Here is a 21,052-nt window from a genome sequence, read left to right on the forward strand (position 1 = left end):
TTCGATTTTACTTAATTAACGAGACATACTTCCTATGCCCCGCCTTGCCAAACGCACAGAGCTGGCTGTGCCATTTCATGCAGTAGAACTGTTCAAAGAAGCCAACACCTTAATCGCCCAAGGCAAAGACATTATCAGCCTTGGTATTGGTGAACCTGACTTTACAGCACCACCATCGGTGGTTAAAGCCCTACACCGAGCGGCGGCGGCAGGAAATGCTCAATATACCCCACCCTCTGGGACTGACGCACTGAAACAAGCCCTCTGTGATTACTATCTGGATCATTTTAATGCAGAGGTGCATCCTGACCAAATCATGGTAACAGCTGGTGCCTCTGGCGCTTTAAGTCTTGCGACATTAGCCTTGATTAACTCTGGCGATGAGGTCCTCTTACCCGACCCCTCCTACCCAGCCAATCAAAACTTCATTCTTGCCGCTGGTGGCGTGCCTCGCCTAATTCCTAGTACGCCAGAAAAGCGCTATCAGCTCACCGCCGAAGACGTTGAACAACACTGGACAGATAAAACCCGAGGGGTGTTGATTGCATCCCCCAGTAACCCCACTGGGGCTACCATTGATACCGAAGACCTAAAAGCATTGATCAAAGCGGTCAAAGCGCGTAATGGCTTCATCATTATGGATGAAATCTACTTGGGCCTTTATTACGAAGACAAACCACAAAGCGCGCTATGTTTAGACCCTAGCTTAATTATTATTAATAGCTTTTCTAAATATTTTCATATGACAGGCTGGCGCTTAGGTTGGATGATCGTCCCTAAAGCTATTCGCCCTCCTATAGAGAAAATGGCTGCCAGTTTAGCTATTTGCGCCCCTTCGTTAGCTCAACACGCCGCCCTAGCCTGTTTTGAGCCTGAAGCTATGGCGATCTACGAACAACGTCGCTTAGCCTTTAAAGCACGCCGTGATTTTCTTCTGCCTGCTTTTGAATCCCTAGGATTGCATGTTCCAGTCATCCCAGATGGTGCTTTTTACATTTACGCCGATATCAGTCAACACAGTAACGATAGTGATGATTTTTCGCACCGTCTATTACACGAAGCCCATGTTGCTGCCGTGCCTGGCCTAGACTTTGGCCCCACGTATGCGAAAAAAATGCTGCGCTTTTCTTACTCCACCTCTTTAGATCGATTAGAGCAAGCCATAGAACGTATGCATAAATTTTTAGGCTAATTAGTCTTTAATGGGAATTCCGGACGCCAAAGCAATACGACGGCGTTCGGCGAGAACTTTGGCCCCATACCCCCCATCACTGGGGCCTGTCGCCCCTACATAACAAGCCAGCGCCCCAGGAATAGACCCCCGCCGTTTGCGGCAATCATATAAAATCTGTGTTCCAGCTCGGATATTTGCCTCTGGACTAAACACCGCCAGGTTTCCCTCGGAGTACACCTCTAGTTTGTCTTGATGAACCCGTGTCATTACCTGCATCAGACCTTGGGCCCCTGCATGACTCTCTACAAACGGATTATAGGACGACTCAATGGCAATCACCGCCAAGATCAACAACGGGTCTATATCCTTTTCAAGCCCATTGACATAGGCCAGATGTATCAATGCACCGGTTACATGATTAGCGACTTTATATTTACGTGAAATATAACTGCGTAAAGCTTGTAACTGCGCACGGGATACCCCGTTAATTGTTAAGTTATTCGTGGTTTGCTGCAGCACATGAGCAAAACTTGAGTAAGCCGAAGGGGAGGGTAAAGCAACCCTATCCGATCCTGTTTCATTTGGTACTAAACCCCCTGCCAAGTCTTGCTGTCCAAACCAACCCAATGTGACATAGTGGTCGCTGCTGAACGCCTCTGGACGAATCGCCTCTACGACGACTTGGTAAATCTGTTTTGCTTGATCTCTGCTTGAGGGCACAATCGCCCCTGCCGCTAAAGTGACTAAGACAGCAATACCTAAATAAATCGCACATAAATGAATAAATTCGCCTAAACGCGAATACATCGCACGCAAACTGCGACCTATCCATGGATGGCTAGCTGTAGACATAGCCCTATTCCTCTAAAATGACTTAAACTGATCATACCCTTAACGCCCCTAGAGTGAAACTGGAGCTAACAATCCCTGTGAAATACCGAGACTTACGAGACTTTATTGCCCAACTAGAAAAAGCGGGCGAACTAAAACGCATCAGCCAGCCTATTTCTACTCACTTAGAGATGACGGAAATAGGTGATCGCGTTTTACGTGCCGAAGGCCCTGCGTTGTTATTCGAAAATCCCATCCATCTAGGCCAGCCAGCTAAAATGCCCGTCCTAGCCAACTTATTTGGTACTCCAAAACGGGTGGCATGGGGTATGGGAGCCAACGATATCACGGCTTTACGTGATGTAGGTGAGCTACTCGCGAACCTTCGAGAGCCTGAGCCTCCACGAGGCCTACGCGATGCATTTTCTAAAGTGTCTATGCTCAAAGCCGCGCTGTGGGATATGGCCCCTAAAAACATCAAAGGCCCAGCGTGTCAAGACCTAGTCATCGAGGGCAAGGACGTTAATTTAGACGACATTCCTCTACAACATTGTTGGCCTGGCGATGCTGCTCCACTATTAACCTGGGGGCTAGTTATCACCAAAGGGCCCCATGCTAAACGACAAAACCTAGGTATTTATCGTCAACAGCAAATTGGCCGCAACAAGCTCATCATGCGTTGGCTATCTCATCGTGGTGGTGCTTTAGACTTCAGAGATCACGCCTTAGCTAATCCAGGTCAGCCTTTCCCTATCGCTGTTGCTTTAGGTTGTGACCCTGCGACTATTTTAGGGGCCGTCACCCCTGTACCGGATAGTTTGTCCGAGTACCAATTCGCAGGTTTATTACGAGGCTCTCGTACAGAGCTAGCTAAAGCGATTGGCAGTGACTTATCGGTACCGGCCTTCGCTGAAATCGTACTCGAAGGGCATATCTTGCCTGCCAGTCATCCCGATGCGATCGCTCCTCACGTACCGGAGGGCGTCAACGCCCTACCCGCTTCGGACTATGAAATGGCCCTCGAAGGGCCTTACGGTGACCATACCGGCTATTACAACGAGCAAGACTGGTTTCCAGTCTTTACCGTTGAGCGCATCACCATGCGTAAAAACCCTATTTACCACAGCACCTACACAGGCAAACCACCCGATGAGCCAGCGGTACTTGGTGTGGCCCTCAATGAAGTGTTTGTGCCGCTACTAAAACGTCAGCTACCTGAAATTGTCGATTTTTACCTCCCTCCCGAGGGCTGTAGTTATCGATTAGCTGTGGTATCCATACGCAAACAATATGCCGGTCATGCCAAGCGCGTCATGTTTGGCGTCTGGAGTATCCTACGCCAATTCATGTACACCAAGTTCATCGTGATCGTTGACGAGGACATCAACACCCGCGACTGGAAAGAGGTGATCTGGGCGATGACTACCCGCATGGATCCGGTTCGTGATGCCGTATTAGTGGAAAACACACCCATTGATTACTTAGACTTTGCCTCGCCTGTGTCGGGCTTAGGGGGGAAAATGGGCATGGACGCTACTAATAAATGGCCAGGCGAAACTGACCGTGAATGGGGCCGTGTGATTAAAATGGATAAAGACATTGTACAAAAAGTGGATGATCTGTGGGCCGATCTAGGCTTATAGATTTCATTATTTAGCTACTAAAAAAAGCGATGCTCTTTATTGAGACATCGCTTTTTTGTAGTTAATTCTATTCTAGTCAACGAACTAAAAAGGCCCTATGATCCGACGGCTTTTAGGATCATCTGCCTGCACATAACTATCTCGTTTATTTTGTTGTATAGACTGATAAGCCCCAAATAAACGCCAAGCGGTCAATGCTATCGCACCTAAGCGCCACTTTTTCTTGCCTACTACAGTCCCAGCTAAGGCAGATGCCCCTGATACTAATAGTGGGTATCGTTTACCTAAGGACCAAATAAAATCCAACCAATGCCCTGTTTTACTGCTTGGGCCAAAACCAGAATTCAGGCCCTGAAAAAGCTGCCCTTTTAAGCCGGTCAACATAGAGCTAGGTTGCAGCGAAGCACCGATTTGCTGAGATAAATAACAGAGCTCTTTGCGCTCTAGAGCCGCACGCGCCCGTAACAATTCGATACGAACTTTTCGATCTATCTGGTTTTTTTGCGAACTCATAATTAACGCTCCCCATCATTCGAGCGCAAACGCTCTAGCATTTCAATGTCGCGTCCCAGTTCTTCGATAGTGGCTGAAAATGGGATAGGTCCTTTGTTGAGTCGATTGACTATAGACAAAAACATAATCGCCCCCAATCCAGCATAAATTACAATCAATACACCTATTGCCCAATACCGATATTCTGTAGGCCAAAAAAATAAAGCAATAAGTAAACTAAAGACTAATAACGCAAGAGTTGAAAATAATAATGCGCCAAATAATAAAGCCAATAGTTTTAATAAACTGGCTTTTTGCTCACCCGCCTCAAGTGCAAATAGCTCCAAGCGAGTGCGAACTATAGAAATAGCGATACTGCTTAAATCGCCCACACGTTGCCTTAATGACATGAGCTGCCCTTTTTATCATTAAAAAAGCCCTCTATAAATATAGAGGGCTGTACCACTTAATTATTTACGGCTAACAAGCATACCGAATAACAAGCCCACAATACCGGCTACACCAATAGCCTGCCATGGATTGTCATGTACATAATGGTCCGTTGCCTTTGCGGCCTCACGACCCTTTTCAACAATTGCTTCTTGGGTATCATGTAGTCTTTCGCGGGTTTGACGCAAGGAGCGCATAGCAGCCTCACGCATTTCGGTCGCTTTATCACCTGTGGATTCAGCGGCCTCGCGCATTAAGCGTTCAGCATCATCTAAGCTTTTTTTAACTTCTTCCATGAAATCGTCTTCAATGGATTCCGCTTTTTTTCGAGTAACCATAATCGAGCTCCTTGGGTAAATGAAAGAATTAAGTAATCTATATACACCATATCACTTTGTTTCATGTTTTGCTGCATGATCTAAAACAAATCGGCAGGTGCTATAGATTGATGCTACCTGATTTTTTTACAATTAAACGATTATTTGGGTACTAATTTTGTAAAAATTTACGGCAATACAAAAAACACACTGGCGTTAACCTTCGACCTTTTGGCGTGTACCGAAAATACGATCTCCCGCATCACCCAGACCTGGCACAATATAACCATGATCGTCTAAATGGCTATCCACGGATGCCGTATATATTTCAACATCAGGGTGCGCATCTTGAACTGCTTTAATTCCCTCTGGGGCGGCAACCAGCACTAAGGCTCGAATTGTTTTACATCCGGCCTTTTTTAATAGGTCAATAGTTGCAACCATTGAACCGCCTGTTGCCAACATAGGATCAATAATAAGAGCAAAACGTTGGTCTAATTCGCCCACTAAACGCTCTAGGTACGTTTGAGCCTCAAAAGTTTCTTCGTTACGTGCAATCCCAATAACAGAGACTTTAGCCCCTGGAATTAAGCTCAATACCCCATCTAACATCCCAATACCGGCACGTAATATAGGTACTACCGTAATTTTTTTACCTGCAATTTTCTCTACACTGACCTCGCCACACCAACCATCGATGACAGTGGGCTCTAGAGGTAAGTCTTTGGTGGCCTCGTAAGTCAGTAAGGCCGCAATCTCCTGAGACATTTCACGGAAATTTTTAGTACTCAGATCTGCTCTGCGCATCAGACCTAATTTATGACGAATAAGTGGGTGTTGAATTTCGTGTGTAGCCATCTTTAGCTCTTTGTATAAATAGTTAAGCTGTGCACCACATGCGCACTGCATATCAGCTGATTTTATGTCAGTTCAGCGATCAATAGATCATTGCTCGGCCAACCATTTGACCAATGCATCATCAAATGGACGCACAGCTGCTGTCCCTTCGCCATTGACCATCGTCACCATAATATAACGTTTACCGCTGGCCCCTAATACATAGCCGGCTAAAGCACGGGCATCGCGTAACGTCCCTGTTTTCAAATGCGCTCGGCCCTGAACCTCATCATCTCGTAAACGACGACGCACCGTTCCATCCACCCCCGCGATGGCCAGCGAAGACATAAACTCAGCCATGTAGTTTGAGTTCCAAATTACATCTAGCATTTGGGCCATGCCATTCGCGGTCACGCGAGCCTGTCTAGACAATCCCGAGCCATTATCTATGCGCCACCCACCCGTATTGATACCTTGTGATTGCAAAATTCGCATCGCCACGTTTTCACTATTAGCCACCGTGGCTCCTTGGCCATTTACTTGATGACCTAAACGCAATAGCAACAGCGTTGCCATCACATTATTACTTTGCTTATTGATGACCCGGATTTGATCAGCAAGCGTGCGCGAATCATGCCAAACCAACGCATGGGCATTACCCGGCGTTTTCCCTGAGCTAATGTCATGAGCTAAGGTACCCCCTAGCTCTTTCCAAATCATTTTAAACAGCCCATTGAAAAAAGCCTCCTGACTCATGGTTAAGCGATACACACTAAACTCACCGCACGATCCCGCTGCTGTGCCTGAGGCCTGAATAGCAATCCCATTAGGCCCACTTTGAATCTGCGTATTTACAGCTGGCGAGCCAGGGCAGCGTTGATCGCTCCATTGCACATTATTCTCTACTCGCATTCCAGCTATAGGAGGATCAACAAAACCGACCCATTTTTTATTTTGTGGGTCTGGTTGAAAAACCAGTCTAGATGCACCAAACCCGACCATCATGGCATCGGGGCTGGCGTTATAAGGACGATCTCCGGCTCCATCAAAGGCATACGTATCCGTGCCGACCTGACCAAAAGCAGTACGATCCACTACCACCTGACTCAGGTTTTTAATGCCGCGCATCCGCACATCACGCAATAAATTCCATAGATCGGGGATAGAAAAGAAAGGATCACCTGAGGCTTGTATATATAAAGGCCCTTGTAACGTACCTTGGGCGTCAACTTTGGGTTGTCCTTGGGTATACACCGTAGTGCGCCAGGTATGCTCTGGCCCTAAACCTGATAACCCTGCCCATGTTGTCACCATTTTCATCACTGAAGCGGGATTACGCGGTACGGTTGAGTTATGCTGAATCAGCATAGGCCCACCCACCTCTTTCACCACCAAAGACAAAGCACTGTCGGGTAGCTTTGTGTTTCTCCATGCTTGCTGTAATTCTGCCGGTAGCTGCTGCGCAACAAGCTGCGTGCTTAAAAGACAAAAACCGACTACTACTATTGCTTGTTGCCGTAATCGCTTGGCGACTGCTCGCATACCCTTCCCCCCCGGAAAAAATTGAACGTATTGTGAGCCTAAGCATAACCAAAAACCATGCAATACACATGATTTTGTATGCAAAACCGAATAGACGCTTAAAATGGTTCTCTATGCAATAGGTACATGCCTCTTATTTTATTCATTATGTCTGCTTCTGCGAACCTAACTCTCTCATTATTTGATTATGACTTACCGGACGAACTCATCGCCCAACACCCTACTGCGGTGCGCGGTGGGAGCCGCCTTTTACATATAGATCGTAATGGCAATCATCACGATTCCTTTTTTAATGCACTACCTCAGTTATTAACCCCAGGAGATCTTCTGGTTTTTAATAACACTCAAGTCATTAAAGCCCGACTACAAGGCCAAAAAGACTCCGGAGGCAAAGTCGAAGTCTTAATCGAACGCGTCATTGATGAACACAATGCTTTAGCACATATACGTGCAAGCAAATCACCTAAACCCAATACCCAATTAATTTTTGCAGAAGGTGCGTTACGTCTGACTGTCACCGGTAGAGATGACGCCCTTTTTTGTGTACGTTTTGATCAACCAGCACTTGACGCCTTAGAGCAGTATGGGGCGCTCCCTCTGCCTCCTTACATCACCCACAGCGCTGAAAGCTCTGACGAAGAACGCTATCAAACGGTGTTTGCACAACACCCTGGAGCCGTTGCAGCTCCCACTGCGGGATTACACTTTGATCAGGCGATGTTAGATCAACTGAAAGCCCAAGGCATAGAAAGCGCCTTTGTGACACTACATGTAGGGGCAGGCACTTTTCAGCCAGTACGAGTTGATAACATTTCCGAGCACCAAATGCACGCAGAGCGCTATAGTGTCCCTGCTAAAACGCTAGCGTTGATTAAAAAGACGCGCGAAGCAGGGCATCGCGTCATTGCGGTAGGCACAACCAGCGTCCGCGCCTTAGAATCAGCAGCACAACCAGAATTAACCCAAGGCATCACCTTGGCAAACGGTGATATAAACGGGGATACTCGTATTTTTATTACACCTGGGTATGTTTTTCATTACGTAGATGCGCTGATCACCAACTTTCATTTACCGCAATCTACGTTGCTAATGCTTGTATCTGCTTTGGCAGGTATGGAGCCAATTCGTAATGCGTATAATCATGCGGTACAGATGCACTATCGCTTTTTTAGTTATGGCGACGCCATGTTTATAGAAAAACCAAATTCATGAATGGACTTAGCTTTCAATTATTAGCCACCGATGGTAAAGCTCGCCGCGGTGCAGTCACGCTGAATCACGGCGTGGTGCAAACCCCTATTTTTATGCCTGTAGGAACGTATGGTAGTGTGAAATCCATGCTGCCGCACGAACTAAAAGAAATCAATGCTCAGATCGTGCTAGGCAATACCTTCCATCTCTGGTTGCGTCCCGGTACCGATGTCATGGATCTACATGGTGGACTACATGGCTTCATGGGGTGGGATAAACCGATTTTGACGGACTCAGGTGGCTTCCAAGTCTTTAGCTTAAAAGGAATGCGCAAAATCACCGAAGAAGGTGTGACCTTTGCTTCTCCTATTAACGGAGACAAACTATTTTTAACACCTGAAGAGTCCATGCGCATTCAGCGCTCATTGAACTCTGATATTGCCATGGTGTTTGATGAGTGTACGCCTTATATGATTGATGGCCGTCCCGCCACTCATGACGAGGCGGCTCAATCCATGCGCATGTCTTTACGTTGGGCCAAACGATCACGAACCGCTTTCAAGGAATCCGAAAACCCAAATGCTCTTTTTGGTATTGTACAAGGCGGTATGTACGAAGACTTACGTGATGAGTCTTTAGCAGGTCTGACCGACATTGGTTTTGAGGGCTATGCGATTGGGGGGCTATCTGTGGGAGAGCCCAAAGAGGATATGGAGCGTATCTTGCAACATATCACTCCTCATTTACCCCAACATGCACCTCGCTATTTGATGGGAGTCGGCACACCTGAAGACTTAGTCGAAGGCGTAGCAAACGGGGTGGATATGTTTGATTGCGTCATGCCTACTCGTAACGCACGTAATGGATGGTTATTTACTCGTTTTGGTGATGTTAAGATTCGTAATGCACGATATAAAACCGACTTAAAGCCATTAGACCCGAGCTGCTCGTGCCACACCTGTCAGCACTTTAGTCGCTCCTACCTACACCATTTACAGCGCGCTAATGAAATCACTGGTGCACGCTTAAATACACTGCATAATCTGCACTTTTACTTGCAAATTATGCAAGAAATGCGTGATGCAATTGAAGCTGGCTCCTTTGAACAATGGCGAGCACAATTTGCACAAGATCGCGCCCGAGGCATCGATTAAGCATTACAATAGCCCCTTTAAATTACAATCTCCTGAACATTTTTCCCATTTGCGGAGCCTTTACTATGACATTAACCGACGTATTAACTCTTGTTCCAGCCCAAGCTGCTGGCGGCGAAAATGCACTTGTCAGCATGCTGCCTATCATTTTGATGTTTGTGATTTTGTACTTTTTGATGATTCGTCCCCAGATGAAGCGCCAAAAAGAACACCGCAATATGGTATCGAACTTAGCTAAAGGTGACGAAGTCGTAACCGGCGGCGGCATTCTAGGCAAAATCACTAAAGTCAATGACAACTACATCACACTAGAAGTCTCTGATTTGGCTGAAAAACCAGTGGAAATCCTCTTGCAACGCCAAGCCGTTAGCTCCGTATTGCCTAAAGGCACCATCAAATCCCTATAAATTGGCCTATTTGTCACTCAAGCCCCGACCTCCAGCTACTCTGGTGTAGGTCGGCTTGAGCTTTCGTACCGTTGCCACTAAAACTATGAACCGTTATCCTCTCTGGAAATACCTCATCGTATTGGTCGCCCTCGTCATTGGGGTGCTCTATACCATACCGAACTTATTTGGTGAGTCGCCCGCCGTACAAGTGGCAAGCGCTAAATCCGTAGTGAAAGTGGATTTGGCTACGCTCAATCGCGTCGAAGACATATTACGTCGTCATAATATTGATATGACAGGCGCTTTTTTCGAGCAAAATGGGCCTGCTGGCACGGTACGTATCCGTTTTGACTCCACCGACACCCAGCTCAAAGCAAAAGACACCTTAGAAAAAGAGCTTATTCCCAATAGTAATGACCCAGACTACACCGTCGCCTTAAACTTAATGTCAGCCTCCCCTAGTTGGCTCACCGCAATTGGCGCTAAGCCCATGCACTTAGGTTTGGACTTACGTGGCGGGGTGCATTTTTTACTTGCGGTAGATATGCAAGGCGCTCTAACAGGTCGTTATGACTCTTTGGCCTCTGAGGTACGTACTGTATTACGCGAAGCCGATTTACGCGCACAAAGTATCGAACGTCAAGATCAATCCGTTATTATTAAGTTTGACTCAGCCAACACACGCGACGAAGCTCAAACGCGGTTACGTCGCCAAATCCCTGATTTGCAATTTACTAACGTTATCGGCTCTGACTCAGAATTACGCGGCGTCTTAACTGAGGTCTCTATTCAGCAAGCGCAATCCAATGCGTTACGCCAAAACATCACCACCCTACATAATCGCATTAACGAGTTAGGCGTGGCCGAGCCCATCATCCAGCAACAAGGCACAGACCGTATTGTGGTGCAGTTGCCCGGTGTCCAAGACGTAGCAAAAGCCAAAGAGATCCTAGGTCGCACAGCAACCTTAGAAATCCGCATGGTAGATGACTCACCCACAGCCATGGCGGCTCTGGCTGCAGGTACAGTTCCTTTTGGGCTTGAGCGCTATCAAGATCGCGATGGACAAGCCCTGTTGTTACGCCGTCAAGTTGTACTCACCGGCGAAAACCTCCAAGACGCTCAACCAGGTCGTGACTCCCAAACTCAACAACCCACGGTTAACCTGACTTTAGATAGCAAAGGTGCACGTATTTTCCGTGATGTCACTCGCAACAACATCAACAAACGCATGGCGATTGTTTTGTTTGAAAAAGGTCAAGGCGAGGTCGTTACTGCCCCTGTGATTCGCTCTGAAATCCCTAGTGGCCAAGTCCAAATTTCTGGCAGTATGGGTGTACAAGAGGCCGCCGATGTTTCCTTGTTGCTACGGGCTGGCTCATTAGCAGCTCCGATGGAAATCATCGAAGAGCGTACTATCGGCCCAAGCCTTGGTGCTGAAAACATTAAACAGGGTTTTAACTCCACCTTATATGGATTTATTGCTCTCGCGATTTTCATTATCGTGTACTACCATTTGTTTGGTATCTTTTCCACATTAGGTCTTAGCTTTAACATTCTCTTGTTGCTAGCTGTACTCTCTATGCTGCAGGCCACCATGACCCTACCAGGGATTGCTGCTCTGGCCTTAACGCTAGGTATGGCTATTGATGCTAACGTTCTCATCAATGAACGTATCCGCGAAGAGCTGCGCAATGGACTAAGCCCTCAAGCCGCTATTCACGCCGGTTTTGATCGGGCATGGGCCACTATTTTCGACTCGAACTTAACCAGTCTGATCGTAGGTGTTGCACTGCTGACCTTTGGCTCTGGCCCTGTACGTGGCTTTGCCGTGGTACATACCATTGGTATTTTAACCTCTATGTTCTCATCCGTTGTCGGTGTACGCGCCTTGGTTAACCTTTGGTATGGTGGTCGTCGTCGATTACAAGGCATCTCTATTGGGCAAGTTTGGAAACCCACAGACTCCAACAAGGCAGACTAACCATGGAACTATTTCGTATCTCGCGCACCATTCCCTTTATGCGCCACGTCAAGTTTTTGAACTTGATTAGCTTTGCTGTTTTCCTTGCTGCCGTTTTCTTTATCGTAATGCGTGGCTTTAACTTCTCGATTGAGTTCACTGGCGGCACGGTCATAGAGGCCCACTACCAGCAAACGGCCCAAGTCGAAGAGGTCCGAGATGCCTTAGGCAACTTAGGCTACAAGGATTTTCAAGTTCAAAGTTTCGGTACCTCCCAAGACGTACTCATTCGTCTACCGGCTACCGACACCAATGACACCTCCGCACAAAGCCAATCCGTCTTACAAGCGCTACAAGCCCAACACAGCGATGTAGAACTGCGTCGTGTTGAGTTCGTAGGCCCACAAATTGGTCAAGAGCTTTTACACAATGGACTAATGGCTCTGCTGTTTGTTGTGATTGGTATCATGGTGTATTTGGCCTTCCGTTTTGAATGGAAACTAGCGATTGCTTGTGCGGTGGCTAACCTACATGACGTAGTTATTATTCTAGGCTTCTTTGCCTTTTTTCAGTGGGAGTTTTCCCTGCCAGTATTAGCCGGTGTTCTTGCCGTCTTAGGTTATTCTGTCAACGAATCTGTTGTGGTGATGGATCGTATTCGCGAGAACTTTCGCAAACAGCGCCGCATGCCTGTTACCGAAATTATTAACCTGTCCATTACGCAGAACATCTCGCGTACGATCATCACTCATGGCTCCACACAACTGATGGTGTTATCCATGTTGTTTTTTGGTGGCCCTACTCTGCACTACTTCTCTTTGGCCTTAACCATTGGTATTTGGTTCGGAATTTACTCCTCTGTGTTTGTCGCCTCTGGGATTTCCTTAGCATTAGGCCTACAGCGTGAAGACCTTATTCCAAAAACGGTGAATAAAGACGAAGATCCAGCCGCAGAAATCCTCGACTAAATAAACGCCCCCCCTAAGACAGGCTTTTTACGAGCCTGTCTTACTTTTAACATGGCGGCAATAATGCCGTCTTGGCATGTAAACGCTACGACTCATAGCGTTTACATGCTGTAGCGCGGTATAATTGATCGTTTTAACTCTTTTAACTCTTTTGCCCACGGGGTCAACACCCGCAACGGCTTTTATTATGCAAAACGATCAAATCACACCCTCTATTCCTTCTGACACCACAACGGCCACTCCTCGTAAATTATTCATTCGCACCTTTGGTTGCCAAATGAACGAATACGATTCAGATAAAATGGCTGATGTTTTAAATGAGCATGGCCCTGTAGAGCTAACCAGCAATCCTGACGAAGCTGACATCATCTTATTTAACACCTGCTCAGTACGTGAAAAAGCACAAGAAAAAGTATTCTCTGATTTAGGACGTGTTCGTCATCTCAAACAACAAAACCCAAATTTAATCATTGGGGTAGGTGGTTGTGTCGCAAGCCAAGAGGGTAAAACCATTATCGAACGTGCTCCGTATGTCGATGTGGTTTTTGGTCCGCAAACCCTGCACCGACTACCTGAGCTTATTGTAGAACGTAAAAAGCGTGGCCGAGCGCAGGTAGATATTAGTTTTCCAGAAATCGAAAAATTCGACAATCTACCTCCTGCTAAAATTGATGGCCCTACTGCCTTTGTTTCTATTATGGAAGGCTGTAGCAAATACTGTAGTTTCTGTGTCGTCCCCTACACCCGTGGAGCAGAGATCTCGCGCCCCTTTGAGGACGTACTGGTTGAGGTCGCTGACTTAGCCGACCAAGGCGTTAAAGAAATCACCCTACTTGGCCAAAACGTGAATGCCTACCGTGGCGCGATGCCCGATTCCGACGAAATTGCCGATTTCGCTATGCTGCTAGAATATGTTCACGAGATCCCTGGAGTAGAGCGTATTCGCTATACCACCTCACACCCCAAGGAAATGACCTCTCGTCTGATTGAGGCTCATGGCAAACTACCCAAGCTCGTTCCGTTTTTACATTTACCTGTACAAGCCGGAAGTGATCGCGTTTTGAGCGCCATGAAACGAGGCTATACCTCCTTAGAGTTCAAATCACTAGTTCGTCGATTACGTACCGCACGCCCAGGCTTGACGCTTTCTTCGGACTTTATTGTGGGCTTCCCTGGTGAAACAGAAGCTGATTTTGAAAAAACAATGCAACTAATCCGAGATGTGGGCTTTGACACCTCATTCTCCTTTGTTTACTCTCGTCGTCCTGGCACACCCGCTGCCGACTTGGCTGATGACGTAAGCAAAGAAGAAAAATTTGCCCGTCTACACCGTTTACAAGCCCTAGTTAACGAGCAAGCGAACCAAATTGCTCAGGATATGATTGGCACAGAGCAAACCGTCTTGGTAGAGCGATTATCACGCCGTGATGACAATGAAATTATGGGTCGCACAGAGAACAACCGGATCGTAAACTTTCCGGGCAATGCTCGTCTTATCGGTCAACTCGTCAAGGTTCGCATTACCGAAGCACTGACCAACACCTTACGTGGTGAAATAGTGACATCGGATCAGGTGAGCGGCGTCTAATGTCTGACCCAAAAAAAACCGTACACCTAGAGGGTGACAATACACATTTAGCTAATTTTTGTGGTCCTCTAGACGAAAACCTACGACAAATTGCTGTCGCTTATGATGTGCAATTACGACGTAGAGGCGAGCACATCCTCATCGAAGGAACTCAAGCAGCACGAGCAGCACATGCTGTGCGTTGGTTCCATGATCGCTCAGTACACAAGGCCTTGAGCCTTGACGATATACAATTGGGCTTAGTTGAGCTTCAGGCTAATGACAAACCACTAAAAAACCCAGATCCCATCAAAGACTTTGTCAATGATTATGAGCCTATCGCTCCTGTGCTAAACGAGGGTGAACTCAATTTGCGTACACGCCGTCGGGATTTACGCCCTCGTACTGCGCGCCAACGCGACTATCTCAGTCAAATTTTGAATCATGACATCACTTTCGGAGTGGGCCCAGCCGGTACTGGTAAAACCTTTTTAGCAGTCGCTTGTGCCATTGATGCCCTAGAGCGCGAGGTCGTTCAACGTATTGTATTAACCCGACCTGCTGTAGAGGCTGGAGAGCGCTTAGGCTTTTTACCAGGGGATTTAAATCAAAAAGTAGATCCTTATTTGCGTCCACTTTATGATGCTCTGCATGACTTAATGGGTTTTGAAAAAGCTCAGCGTCTCTTTGAAAAACAAATCATTGAAATTGCTCCTCTCGCCTATATGCGTGGTCGTACCTTAAATCATTCTTTTATTATTTTGGATGAGGCACAAAACACTACCCCATCGCAAATGAAAATGTTTTTAACTCGCACTGGGTTTGGCAGTAAAGCCGTTATTACCGGAGATCCCTCACAAGTTGATCTCCCTAAAGGCCAAAGCAGTGGGTTAATGCATGCGGTGTCTATTCTAAAAGGGGTCAAGGGCGTAGCTCTTAGCCAGCTTACGAGCCAAGACGTCGTTCGCCATCCCTTAGTCGGACGTATTGTTGAAGCCTACGAGGCACACGAGAAATGAACCCTATTCCTTTAGATCTCACGATTCAGCACGAAGTCACTCATACAGAGCTAACGGATGAACGCCTGCATCTCTGGGTTCAGACCGCTTTGCAAACAGCGAGTACTGTTTATGAGGATGCAGACCTAGTCCCCCCCTTTAATCAAGCTGCCTTTACGTTGCGTTTTTGTGACGAAAAAGAAGGGCAAGAATTAAATAAGCAATACCGTGATAAAGATTACGCAACCAATGTGTTAACTTTTGAATACGGTATTGACCCAGAGGGCACAATAAGTAGTGACATTATTATTTGCACCTCAGTCTTAGAGAAAGAGGCCTTAGAGCAAGGTAAACCCTTTATTCACCATGCAGCCCATCTATGTGTGCATGGTGTCCTACATGCTTTAGGTTACGATCATATTGAAGATGATGATGCAGAGGATATGGAGGCTCTAGAGGTCGATATTTTGCACAGTCTCAACATTCCTAACCCTTATTAAGCCATTTATGCGTAACCCAGACGTATTTTTGGGTTATGCTAATTCATTATTAACTCCGTCCTTTTGGGCATGTCAGAACATTATCCCCCCGAACCTGAGCCGCGCAGTAAAAAACGCCTAACATCTTTTAGCCGATTTTTTCAGCGCCGAGCCGAACCCACCGACCGCGAAGACATTAAAGTCATCCTAGAGACCGCGCTTGAACGCAATGTCATCGATCACGAAGCCTACACAATGATTGTAGGTGCTCTCGATGTGGCAAGTAAAACCGTCTCTGACATCATGGTGCCCCGCTCAAAAATAGATTTACTCGATATTAGTAAGCCTATTGCCGAGCTACTGCCCTTGATTGTAGAAACAGGCCGCTCACGCTTTCCTGTCTATAAGGATGACCGTGACAATATCGTTGGCATTTTATTAGCCAAAGACTTACTACTGTCGATTGCCAATCCAAATATTGACTTACTGCCGTTGGTGCGCCCTGCTGTTTTTATCCCCGAAACCAAAAAACTGAACGTTTTACTACGTGAGTTCCGCAGTAGCCGCAATCATATTGCCATTGTTATTGATGAACATGGGGGTACGGCAGGCTTAATCACAATGGAAGATGTACTTGAGCAAATCGTTGGTGATATCGAGGACGAATACGACGAAGAAGATGCTCAAACCATTTTCCAAGCTGGCAATAATAGTTGGCGTGTCATGGCATTAACAGAGATCAGTGATTTCAACGAGGCCTTTGGTACCCATCTATCTAATGATGATTACGATACCATCGGCGGTTGGCTAGCTGCAGAAATGGGAACCATTCCAAAACGCGGTGATAGCCATACCATTCAAGGTATTAACATTACCGTTGTTCGCGCCGATGCAAAACGAGCTCTTTGGCTACACGTGCAGCGCGAAGCTCCAGCAGATTCCCCCGCAGACTCTAACCTTGGCTAATGCTGTGATAACTCGTTTTACCCCCCCTATTTTTATTCCTTTATTGATTGCGGGGGTCATTCACTCCCTTAGCTTTGCCCCAGCTCCTTTGCCTACGGCACTTCTGCAGTTTGTTCAGCTACTTAGCTTTATGGCGCTTTTGTTTTTTACCTTTAAAACAAAATCCCATAAAACAGCCCTATTCGGCGCATGGATCTTTGGCTTAGCCAATTTTAGCGTCGGTGTGTATTGGCTTTATGTCAGTATGCACGACTATGGCGGCATGTCTCCCCTACTGGCCTCTAGCGCCTTAGTGGTATTTGCCTCTGTGATGGCACTGTACTATGTAGTTGCTATCGCCTTAATGCGTCTGCTTATCCGACAACCGAAAAACTTAAATTGGCGACAACAGCTAGGCGCAGCACTGGTTAGCGCTAGCGCCTGGGTGCTTCTAGAATGGATTCGAGGAACTTTTTTAACCGGATTTCCTTGGTTAAATATTGCCTATGCCCATGTAGATGGCATGTTTGCTGGCTGGGCTCCTCTGTTCGGTTCTTATGGCGTCGCGTGGTTTGCTGCGTTTACTTCAGCAACACTCGCCTTTTTTGCCTTAAATAGTCGTCAAGATGCACCTAAAGAATATAGTTTCCCATTAGGTATTGCGGCTCTTTCTGCCGTCATCGGCATTGTGTTAGGCGGTATTCAATGGCATTCACCCCATGGAGAGGCTTTTTTTGTGCGCTTAGCACAGGCAAATATAGATCAAAACATGAAATTTGATCCGACCCGCTTGCATGACGGGGTCGATTTATACAAGAAACTCGCCGCTCTAGAGGCCAAAAGTCCAGAAACTGCACCTGATCTAATCATTCTGCCTGAAACCATCATTCCTCTTTTTCAGCATCAATGGCAAACTGAGTTTTGGCAGGAATGGATCGATATCGCTACGCAGCAACAAGCTACATTACTTTTAGGCGCTCCTCTTTATTCTCAGCGTGGAGAAAAAGGGGTATACACCAATAGTGCAATCACTATAGACAGCAACAGCTCTGCCACCGCTATTCAACAATTACAGCTCGCGCAACGCTATGACAAACACCATCTTGTTCCCTTCGGCGAGTTCATTCCCCCCGGCTTTCATTGGTTTCTTGATCTACTAAATATTCCTCTGGGTGAGTTTAATCGCGGCGAGACTCGCCAAGCCAATTTTGCCTTAAACTCACAGTTTATTGGCCCTGACATCTGTTACGAAGATGTGTTTGGCGAAGAGATCATCCAAAGCGTACGTGATCATCAAGAACACGGAGCCGGAGCCACCTTATTAGTCAATATCAGCAATTTAGCGTGGTTTGGTGATACGTGGGCACTAAGGCAACATTTACAAATCTCTAGAATGCGTAGCATTGAAACGGCTCGACCAATGCTACGGGCTACAAATACTGGAGTAACTGCTGCTATTTTCCCGAATGGTGATATTCAAGCAGCTTTACCCACACATTCTGTTGGCGTTTTAGACGTAGAAATACAAGGCACCACAGGGCAGACGCCCTATGTAGCTTGGGGTAACTGGCCTGTGATTGTCTGGTCTTTATTCTTGCTACTATTTGTCGGAAGAGCTTTACGTTCTGCAAGCCAGCGCTCTAGCTCCTGAACAGGAACAGGTCGACTATATAAATAGCCCTGCCCTAAGACGCACCCTGCCTCCAGTAACAAAGCCTCTTGTTGAGGGCCCTCTATGCCCTCAGCAATCACCCCTAAACCTAACTTTTGAGCCATTACAATCATTGCTTCACAAAGAGCCAAGTCTTCTGAGTTAGGGGCTAAATTACGCACAAAAGATTGATCTATTTTAATAAAATTAATAGGATAGCGCTTTAAATAGGTTAATGAAGAAAAACCTGTACCAAAATCATCTAAGGCAATGGATAGCCCTGCTTGGCGTAACTGATGTAGGCTTTTAGTAATCATAGGGTTGGCTTCTAACAAGAGACGCTCTGTAATCTCAATGACAATACAGGACGGTGGTAAACCCGCCTCTTGAATCAGCTTTACCCACTGATCTACATTAATTCCATCTGCATAAAACTGTGCTGGTGAGACGTTCACACTGATCTGGTAATTTAGACCACGCGCATACCATTTTTTAAGTTGTTGTACGGCAGCATAAAACACCCAATTACCAATATCTACAATTAAACCGCAATCCTCTGCAAAGGAAATATATTCTGAAGGAGGAACGAGACCCAACTCTGGGTGCTCCCAACGGATTAGAGCCTCAAATTTATGTACCCGCCCTGTACGCATATCAATAATAGGCTGGTAATACAAAATAAACTGATTCTCATCAATCGCTGTCTGTAAATTCTGCGAAAACAGCATACGAGCCTGAATGGCCTCGCTCATCGCTGGCAAAAAGAAACAATATTGATTGCGACCACATTCTTTTGCCGCATACATGGCCATATCTGCATTTTTGAGCAAACCTCCAGCGTCGGCAGCATCCTCAGGATAAATGGTTACCCCAATGCTAGCGGACACATTAGCCGTGTTTTCTCCTAATATATAAGGCTGCGCGATTTTTATTAAAATTTGTTCGCAAATTCGCTCTACCACAGACTGATTAGGGATATCAGCCACAATCACGGTGAACTCATCACCACCAATCCTAGCCACCGTATCCGTGTCACGCACACATGACAGGAGTCGTTTTGAGGCTTCTTTGAGCAATAAATCACCGACATCATGGCCTAAGGAGTCGTTAACATCCTTAAATAAATCCAAATCCAGGAAAATCAGAGCAAATTCTTTCTTTTGCTCATCGGCTTCTTGCATCGCTTGCTGCAAACGAGCCTGGAACATCTGTCTATTAGGTAAGCCTGTTAAGTAGTCGTGATTTGCTTGACGCCAAATATGTTGTTCACGCTCTTTGTCCTGAGTAATATCAAAAAATAACCCAATACGTCTAAAAACGGACCCATCCGGGTTATAGCTCGTACTGATATTTAATCGTTCAGCGTATTCCTCTCCATTTTTTCGCTTATTCCAGACATCACCCTGCCATCTCCCCGTTTCTTTTAACTGTGCCCACATTTGTTGATAGAAAGCAGGGCTTTGGCGACCAGAGGATAAAATACTCATGGATCGACCAATGACTTCAGACAACTCATAACCCGTTACATCAACAAAAGCCGGATTCACATCCACCACTAAACCATGCTCATCTGTCACCACAATAGCTTCGCAGGTATTGTCATAGACTAAAGAAGCAAGCTGAGTCAGTCGTTCATTCTTTTTACGACCACTGATATCTAGAACAAATAAAACAATTGCATCCTCATTACTAATCACCGTACGTATAGCGCATAGTTCAACATCAAAACGGCGACCACTGTAGGTTAATAGCTTTGTCTCTATTAGATGCTCGTTCTTTTCCTCCGAGAGCTCGATTAAGTCACAAGAAAACGAAGGTAATATCTGCCGAACATCCACCAGCGCCAACAGCTCTTGACGATCATAACCTGTCATCGAAGCCAGCTTACGATTCACAAAAGTGAAACGCTGTTGCTTAATGACACCTACCCCAATTAAGGTGTTATTGGCCAAACTGAGGAATAATTGATTTTGCTTTTTAGTAGCACGAGCTCGTTCTTTGGGTATGCGTTGCATTAGATTCTCGTTATTGATGGAGCTGTGGTCATCAACCACAATAAATATACGGGGAATATACCTTGTCTGCGGCTTGGCAAGCAGAAGAGAAACCCGCTAATGTTAAGCAAGGTTAACCTACCACAACATTTTGCAAAAAATTCAAAAAAAACTATGTACTTTTTCAAAACAGGTGCTATACTTATCAAGTGCTGCAGAAAAGCAGTTGCAAAAGGAATGATTTAATTACATATTACCTTTTGTTTTGTTAATTTGCACATCAAGTCTTTCTTTAAAAATAAATTAAAAAAGACTTGCACTAAAAGAAAAGTTAGTGCATAATTCTAATTCTTCGTTGCAGAGATCAAGAAATTGATCGAAACAAATGGGGGTATAGCTCAGCTGGGAGAGCGCTTGCATGGCATGCAAGAGGTCATCGGTTCGATCCCGTTTACCTCCACCAAAAA

19 protein-coding genes and 1 tRNA gene are annotated in these 21,052 nt (G+C 46.1%); 13 read left to right on the top strand and 7 right to left on the bottom strand.

Annotation, left to right across the window (positions count from 1 at the left end):
* Nucleotides 1-34: 34 nt before the first annotated feature.
* Nucleotides 35-1,192: a pyridoxal phosphate-dependent aminotransferase gene (locus tag Q0Z62_RS02835; protein ID WP_298050576.1), complete on the top strand. Its 1,158-nt coding sequence runs from the start codon at nucleotides 35-37 to the stop codon at nucleotides 1,190-1,192.
* Here Q0Z62_RS02835 and Q0Z62_RS02840 read toward each other — a convergent pair whose 3' ends face one another.
* Nucleotides 1,193-2,026 (bottom strand): lytic transglycosylase domain-containing protein, encoded by an 834-nt coding sequence (locus Q0Z62_RS02840; RefSeq protein WP_298050578.1) that lies wholly within the window; start codon nucleotides 2,024-2,026, stop codon nucleotides 1,193-1,195.
* 77 nt (nucleotides 2,027-2,103) lie between these two features.
* Between Q0Z62_RS02840 and Q0Z62_RS02845 the strand changes: the two genes are divergently transcribed.
* Nucleotides 2,104-3,648 (top strand): UbiD family decarboxylase, encoded by a 1,545-nt coding sequence (locus Q0Z62_RS02845; RefSeq protein ID WP_298050613.1) that lies wholly within the window; start codon nucleotides 2,104-2,106, stop codon nucleotides 3,646-3,648.
* A gap of 84 nt (nucleotides 3,649-3,732) precedes the next feature.
* Here Q0Z62_RS02845 and Q0Z62_RS02850 read toward each other — a convergent pair whose 3' ends face one another.
* The 5 genes from Q0Z62_RS02850 to dacB all read right to left on the bottom strand — a co-directional run bounded on the left by Q0Z62_RS02850 (nucleotide 3,733) and on the right by dacB (nucleotide 7,286).
* Nucleotides 3,733-4,161, bottom strand: coding sequence for a hypothetical protein (locus Q0Z62_RS02850; protein ID WP_298050580.1), 429 nt, complete (start codon nucleotides 4,159-4,161; stop codon nucleotides 3,733-3,735).
* Nucleotides 4,162-4,163: 2 nt separating this feature from the next.
* On the bottom strand, nucleotides 4,164-4,550 hold the full coding sequence (locus tag Q0Z62_RS02855; protein WP_298050582.1) for a phage holin family protein: 387 nt from the start codon (nucleotides 4,548-4,550) through the stop codon (nucleotides 4,164-4,166).
* A gap of 60 nt (nucleotides 4,551-4,610) precedes the next feature.
* Nucleotides 4,611-4,928 (bottom strand): YqjD family protein, encoded by a 318-nt coding sequence (locus Q0Z62_RS02860; protein WP_298050584.1) that lies wholly within the window; start codon nucleotides 4,926-4,928, stop codon nucleotides 4,611-4,613.
* A 195-nt stretch (nucleotides 4,929-5,123) separates the two neighbouring features.
* Nucleotides 5,124-5,765, bottom strand: coding sequence for a uracil phosphoribosyltransferase (upp, locus tag Q0Z62_RS02865; protein WP_298050586.1), 642 nt, complete (start codon nucleotides 5,763-5,765; stop codon nucleotides 5,124-5,126).
* Nucleotides 5,766-5,852: 87 nt separating this feature from the next.
* Nucleotides 5,853-7,286, bottom strand: coding sequence for a D-alanyl-D-alanine carboxypeptidase/D-alanyl-D-alanine-endopeptidase (gene dacB / locus Q0Z62_RS02870; protein WP_298050588.1), 1,434 nt, complete (start codon nucleotides 7,284-7,286; stop codon nucleotides 5,853-5,855).
* Between the two features lie 126 nt (nucleotides 7,287-7,412).
* On the opposite strand from dacB, the gene queA reads away from it, so the two are divergent.
* The 10 genes from queA to lnt all read left to right on the top strand — a co-directional run bounded on the left by queA (nucleotide 7,413) and on the right by lnt (nucleotide 18,591).
* Nucleotides 7,413-8,498 carry a tRNA preQ1(34) S-adenosylmethionine ribosyltransferase-isomerase QueA gene (gene queA, locus Q0Z62_RS02875; RefSeq protein ID WP_269900431.1) on the top strand — a complete coding sequence of 362 codons (1,086 nt, stop codon included), beginning with the start codon at nucleotides 7,413-7,415 and terminating at the stop codon, nucleotides 8,496-8,498.
* The gene (tgt, locus tag Q0Z62_RS02880) at nucleotides 8,495-9,631 is read left to right on the top strand and encodes a tRNA guanosine(34) transglycosylase Tgt (RefSeq protein ID WP_298050591.1); all 1,137 of its coding nucleotides are present in this window, start codon (nucleotides 8,495-8,497) and stop codon (nucleotides 9,629-9,631) included. Before queA ends, tgt begins: the two co-directional genes overlap by 4 nt.
* Nucleotides 9,632-9,696: 65 nt before the next feature.
* Nucleotides 9,697-10,038, top strand: a complete 342-nt coding sequence (gene yajC / locus Q0Z62_RS02885; RefSeq protein ID WP_269900433.1) for a preprotein translocase subunit YajC — start codon at nucleotides 9,697-9,699, stop codon at nucleotides 10,036-10,038.
* An 85-nt stretch (nucleotides 10,039-10,123) separates the two neighbouring features.
* Entirely contained in the window at nucleotides 10,124-12,004 is a 1,881-nt protein-coding gene (gene secD / locus Q0Z62_RS02890; protein ID WP_298050615.1) for a protein translocase subunit SecD, read from the top strand.
* A gap of 2 nt (nucleotides 12,005-12,006) precedes the next feature.
* Nucleotides 12,007-12,951 (top strand): protein translocase subunit SecF, encoded by a 945-nt coding sequence (secF, locus tag Q0Z62_RS02895; RefSeq protein WP_298050595.1) that lies wholly within the window; start codon nucleotides 12,007-12,009, stop codon nucleotides 12,949-12,951.
* A gap of 187 nt (nucleotides 12,952-13,138) precedes the next feature.
* Nucleotides 13,139-14,539 carry a tRNA (N6-isopentenyl adenosine(37)-C2)-methylthiotransferase MiaB gene (gene miaB, locus Q0Z62_RS02900; protein ID WP_269900435.1) on the top strand — a complete coding sequence of 467 codons (1,401 nt, stop codon included), beginning with the start codon at nucleotides 13,139-13,141 and terminating at the stop codon, nucleotides 14,537-14,539.
* On the top strand, nucleotides 14,539-15,537 hold the full coding sequence (locus Q0Z62_RS02905; RefSeq protein ID WP_269900436.1) for a PhoH family protein: 999 nt from the start codon (nucleotides 14,539-14,541) through the stop codon (nucleotides 15,535-15,537). The genes miaB and Q0Z62_RS02905 overlap by 1 nt, the downstream gene beginning before the upstream one ends.
* Nucleotides 15,534-16,016 carry an rRNA maturation RNase YbeY gene (ybeY, locus tag Q0Z62_RS02910; RefSeq protein WP_298050598.1) on the top strand — a complete coding sequence of 161 codons (483 nt, stop codon included), beginning with the start codon at nucleotides 15,534-15,536 and terminating at the stop codon, nucleotides 16,014-16,016. The genes Q0Z62_RS02905 and ybeY overlap by 4 nt, the downstream gene beginning before the upstream one ends.
* Nucleotides 16,017-16,085: 69 nt before the next feature.
* Nucleotides 16,086-16,961, top strand: a complete 876-nt coding sequence (locus Q0Z62_RS02915) for an HlyC/CorC family transporter (RefSeq protein ID WP_298050600.1) — start codon at nucleotides 16,086-16,088, stop codon at nucleotides 16,959-16,961.
* Nucleotides 16,962-16,965: 4 nt separating this feature from the next.
* Nucleotides 16,966-18,591: an apolipoprotein N-acyltransferase gene (gene lnt / locus Q0Z62_RS02920; protein ID WP_298050602.1), complete on the top strand. Its 1,626-nt coding sequence runs from the start codon at nucleotides 16,966-16,968 to the stop codon at nucleotides 18,589-18,591.
* Here the strand turns inward: lnt and Q0Z62_RS02925 are convergent.
* Nucleotides 18,489-20,606: a bifunctional diguanylate cyclase/phosphodiesterase gene (locus Q0Z62_RS02925; RefSeq protein ID WP_298050604.1), complete on the bottom strand. Its 2,118-nt coding sequence runs from the start codon at nucleotides 20,604-20,606 to the stop codon at nucleotides 18,489-18,491. The two genes, lnt and Q0Z62_RS02925, sit on opposite strands and share 103 nt — an antisense overlap.
* 366 nt (nucleotides 20,607-20,972) lie before the next feature.
* Between Q0Z62_RS02925 and Q0Z62_RS02930 the strand changes: the two genes are divergently transcribed.
* Nucleotides 20,973-21,048: transfer RNA gene (locus Q0Z62_RS02930), tRNA-Ala, on the top strand.
* Nucleotides 21,049-21,052: the final 4 nt, after the last annotated feature.

Origin of the sequence: uncultured Paenalcaligenes sp., assembly GCF_947630565.1 — a bacterium.
GTDB lineage: Bacteria > Pseudomonadota > Gammaproteobacteria > Burkholderiales > Burkholderiaceae_B > Paenalcaligenes > Paenalcaligenes faecalis.

Excerpts from the sequence above, each read along its gene's own strand:
- secD (WP_298050615.1), top strand. The coding sequence starts at position 10,124 with ATGAACCGTTATCCTCTCTGGAAATACCTCATCGTATTGGTCGCCCTC.
- Q0Z62_RS02860 (WP_298050584.1), bottom strand. The coding sequence starts at position 4,928 with ATGGTTACTCGAAAAAAAGCGGAATCCATTGAAGACGATTTCATGGAA.
- upp (WP_298050586.1), bottom strand. The coding sequence starts at position 5,765 with ATGGCTACACACGAAATTCAACACCCACTTATTCGTCATAAATTAGGT.
- secF (WP_298050595.1), top strand. The coding sequence starts at position 12,007 with ATGGAACTATTTCGTATCTCGCGCACCATTCCCTTTATGCGCCACGTC.
- queA (WP_269900431.1), top strand. The coding sequence starts at position 7,413 with ATGCCTCTTATTTTATTCATTATGTCTGCTTCTGCGAACCTAACTCTC.
- Q0Z62_RS02850 (WP_298050580.1), bottom strand. The coding sequence starts at position 4,161 with ATGAGTTCGCAAAAAAACCAGATAGATCGAAAAGTTCGTATCGAATTG.
- Q0Z62_RS02835 (WP_298050576.1), top strand. The coding sequence starts at position 35 with ATGCCCCGCCTTGCCAAACGCACAGAGCTGGCTGTGCCATTTCATGCA.
- dacB (WP_298050588.1), bottom strand. The coding sequence starts at position 7,286 with ATGCGAGCAGTCGCCAAGCGATTACGGCAACAAGCAATAGTAGTAGTC.
- tgt (WP_298050591.1), top strand. The coding sequence starts at position 8,495 with ATGAATGGACTTAGCTTTCAATTATTAGCCACCGATGGTAAAGCTCGC.
- Q0Z62_RS02925 (WP_298050604.1), bottom strand. The coding sequence starts at position 20,606 with ATGCAACGCATACCCAAAGAACGAGCTCGTGCTACTAAAAAGCAAAAT.
- miaB (WP_269900435.1), top strand. The coding sequence starts at position 13,139 with ATGCAAAACGATCAAATCACACCCTCTATTCCTTCTGACACCACAACG.
- Q0Z62_RS02915 (WP_298050600.1), top strand. The coding sequence starts at position 16,086 with ATGTCAGAACATTATCCCCCCGAACCTGAGCCGCGCAGTAAAAAACGC.
- ybeY (WP_298050598.1), top strand. The coding sequence starts at position 15,534 with ATGAACCCTATTCCTTTAGATCTCACGATTCAGCACGAAGTCACTCAT.
- yajC (WP_269900433.1), top strand. The coding sequence starts at position 9,697 with ATGACATTAACCGACGTATTAACTCTTGTTCCAGCCCAAGCTGCTGGC.
- Q0Z62_RS02840 (WP_298050578.1), bottom strand. The coding sequence starts at position 2,026 with ATGTCTACAGCTAGCCATCCATGGATAGGTCGCAGTTTGCGTGCGATG.
- Q0Z62_RS02855 (WP_298050582.1), bottom strand. The coding sequence starts at position 4,550 with ATGTCATTAAGGCAACGTGTGGGCGATTTAAGCAGTATCGCTATTTCT.
- Q0Z62_RS02905 (WP_269900436.1), top strand. The coding sequence starts at position 14,539 with ATGTCTGACCCAAAAAAAACCGTACACCTAGAGGGTGACAATACACAT.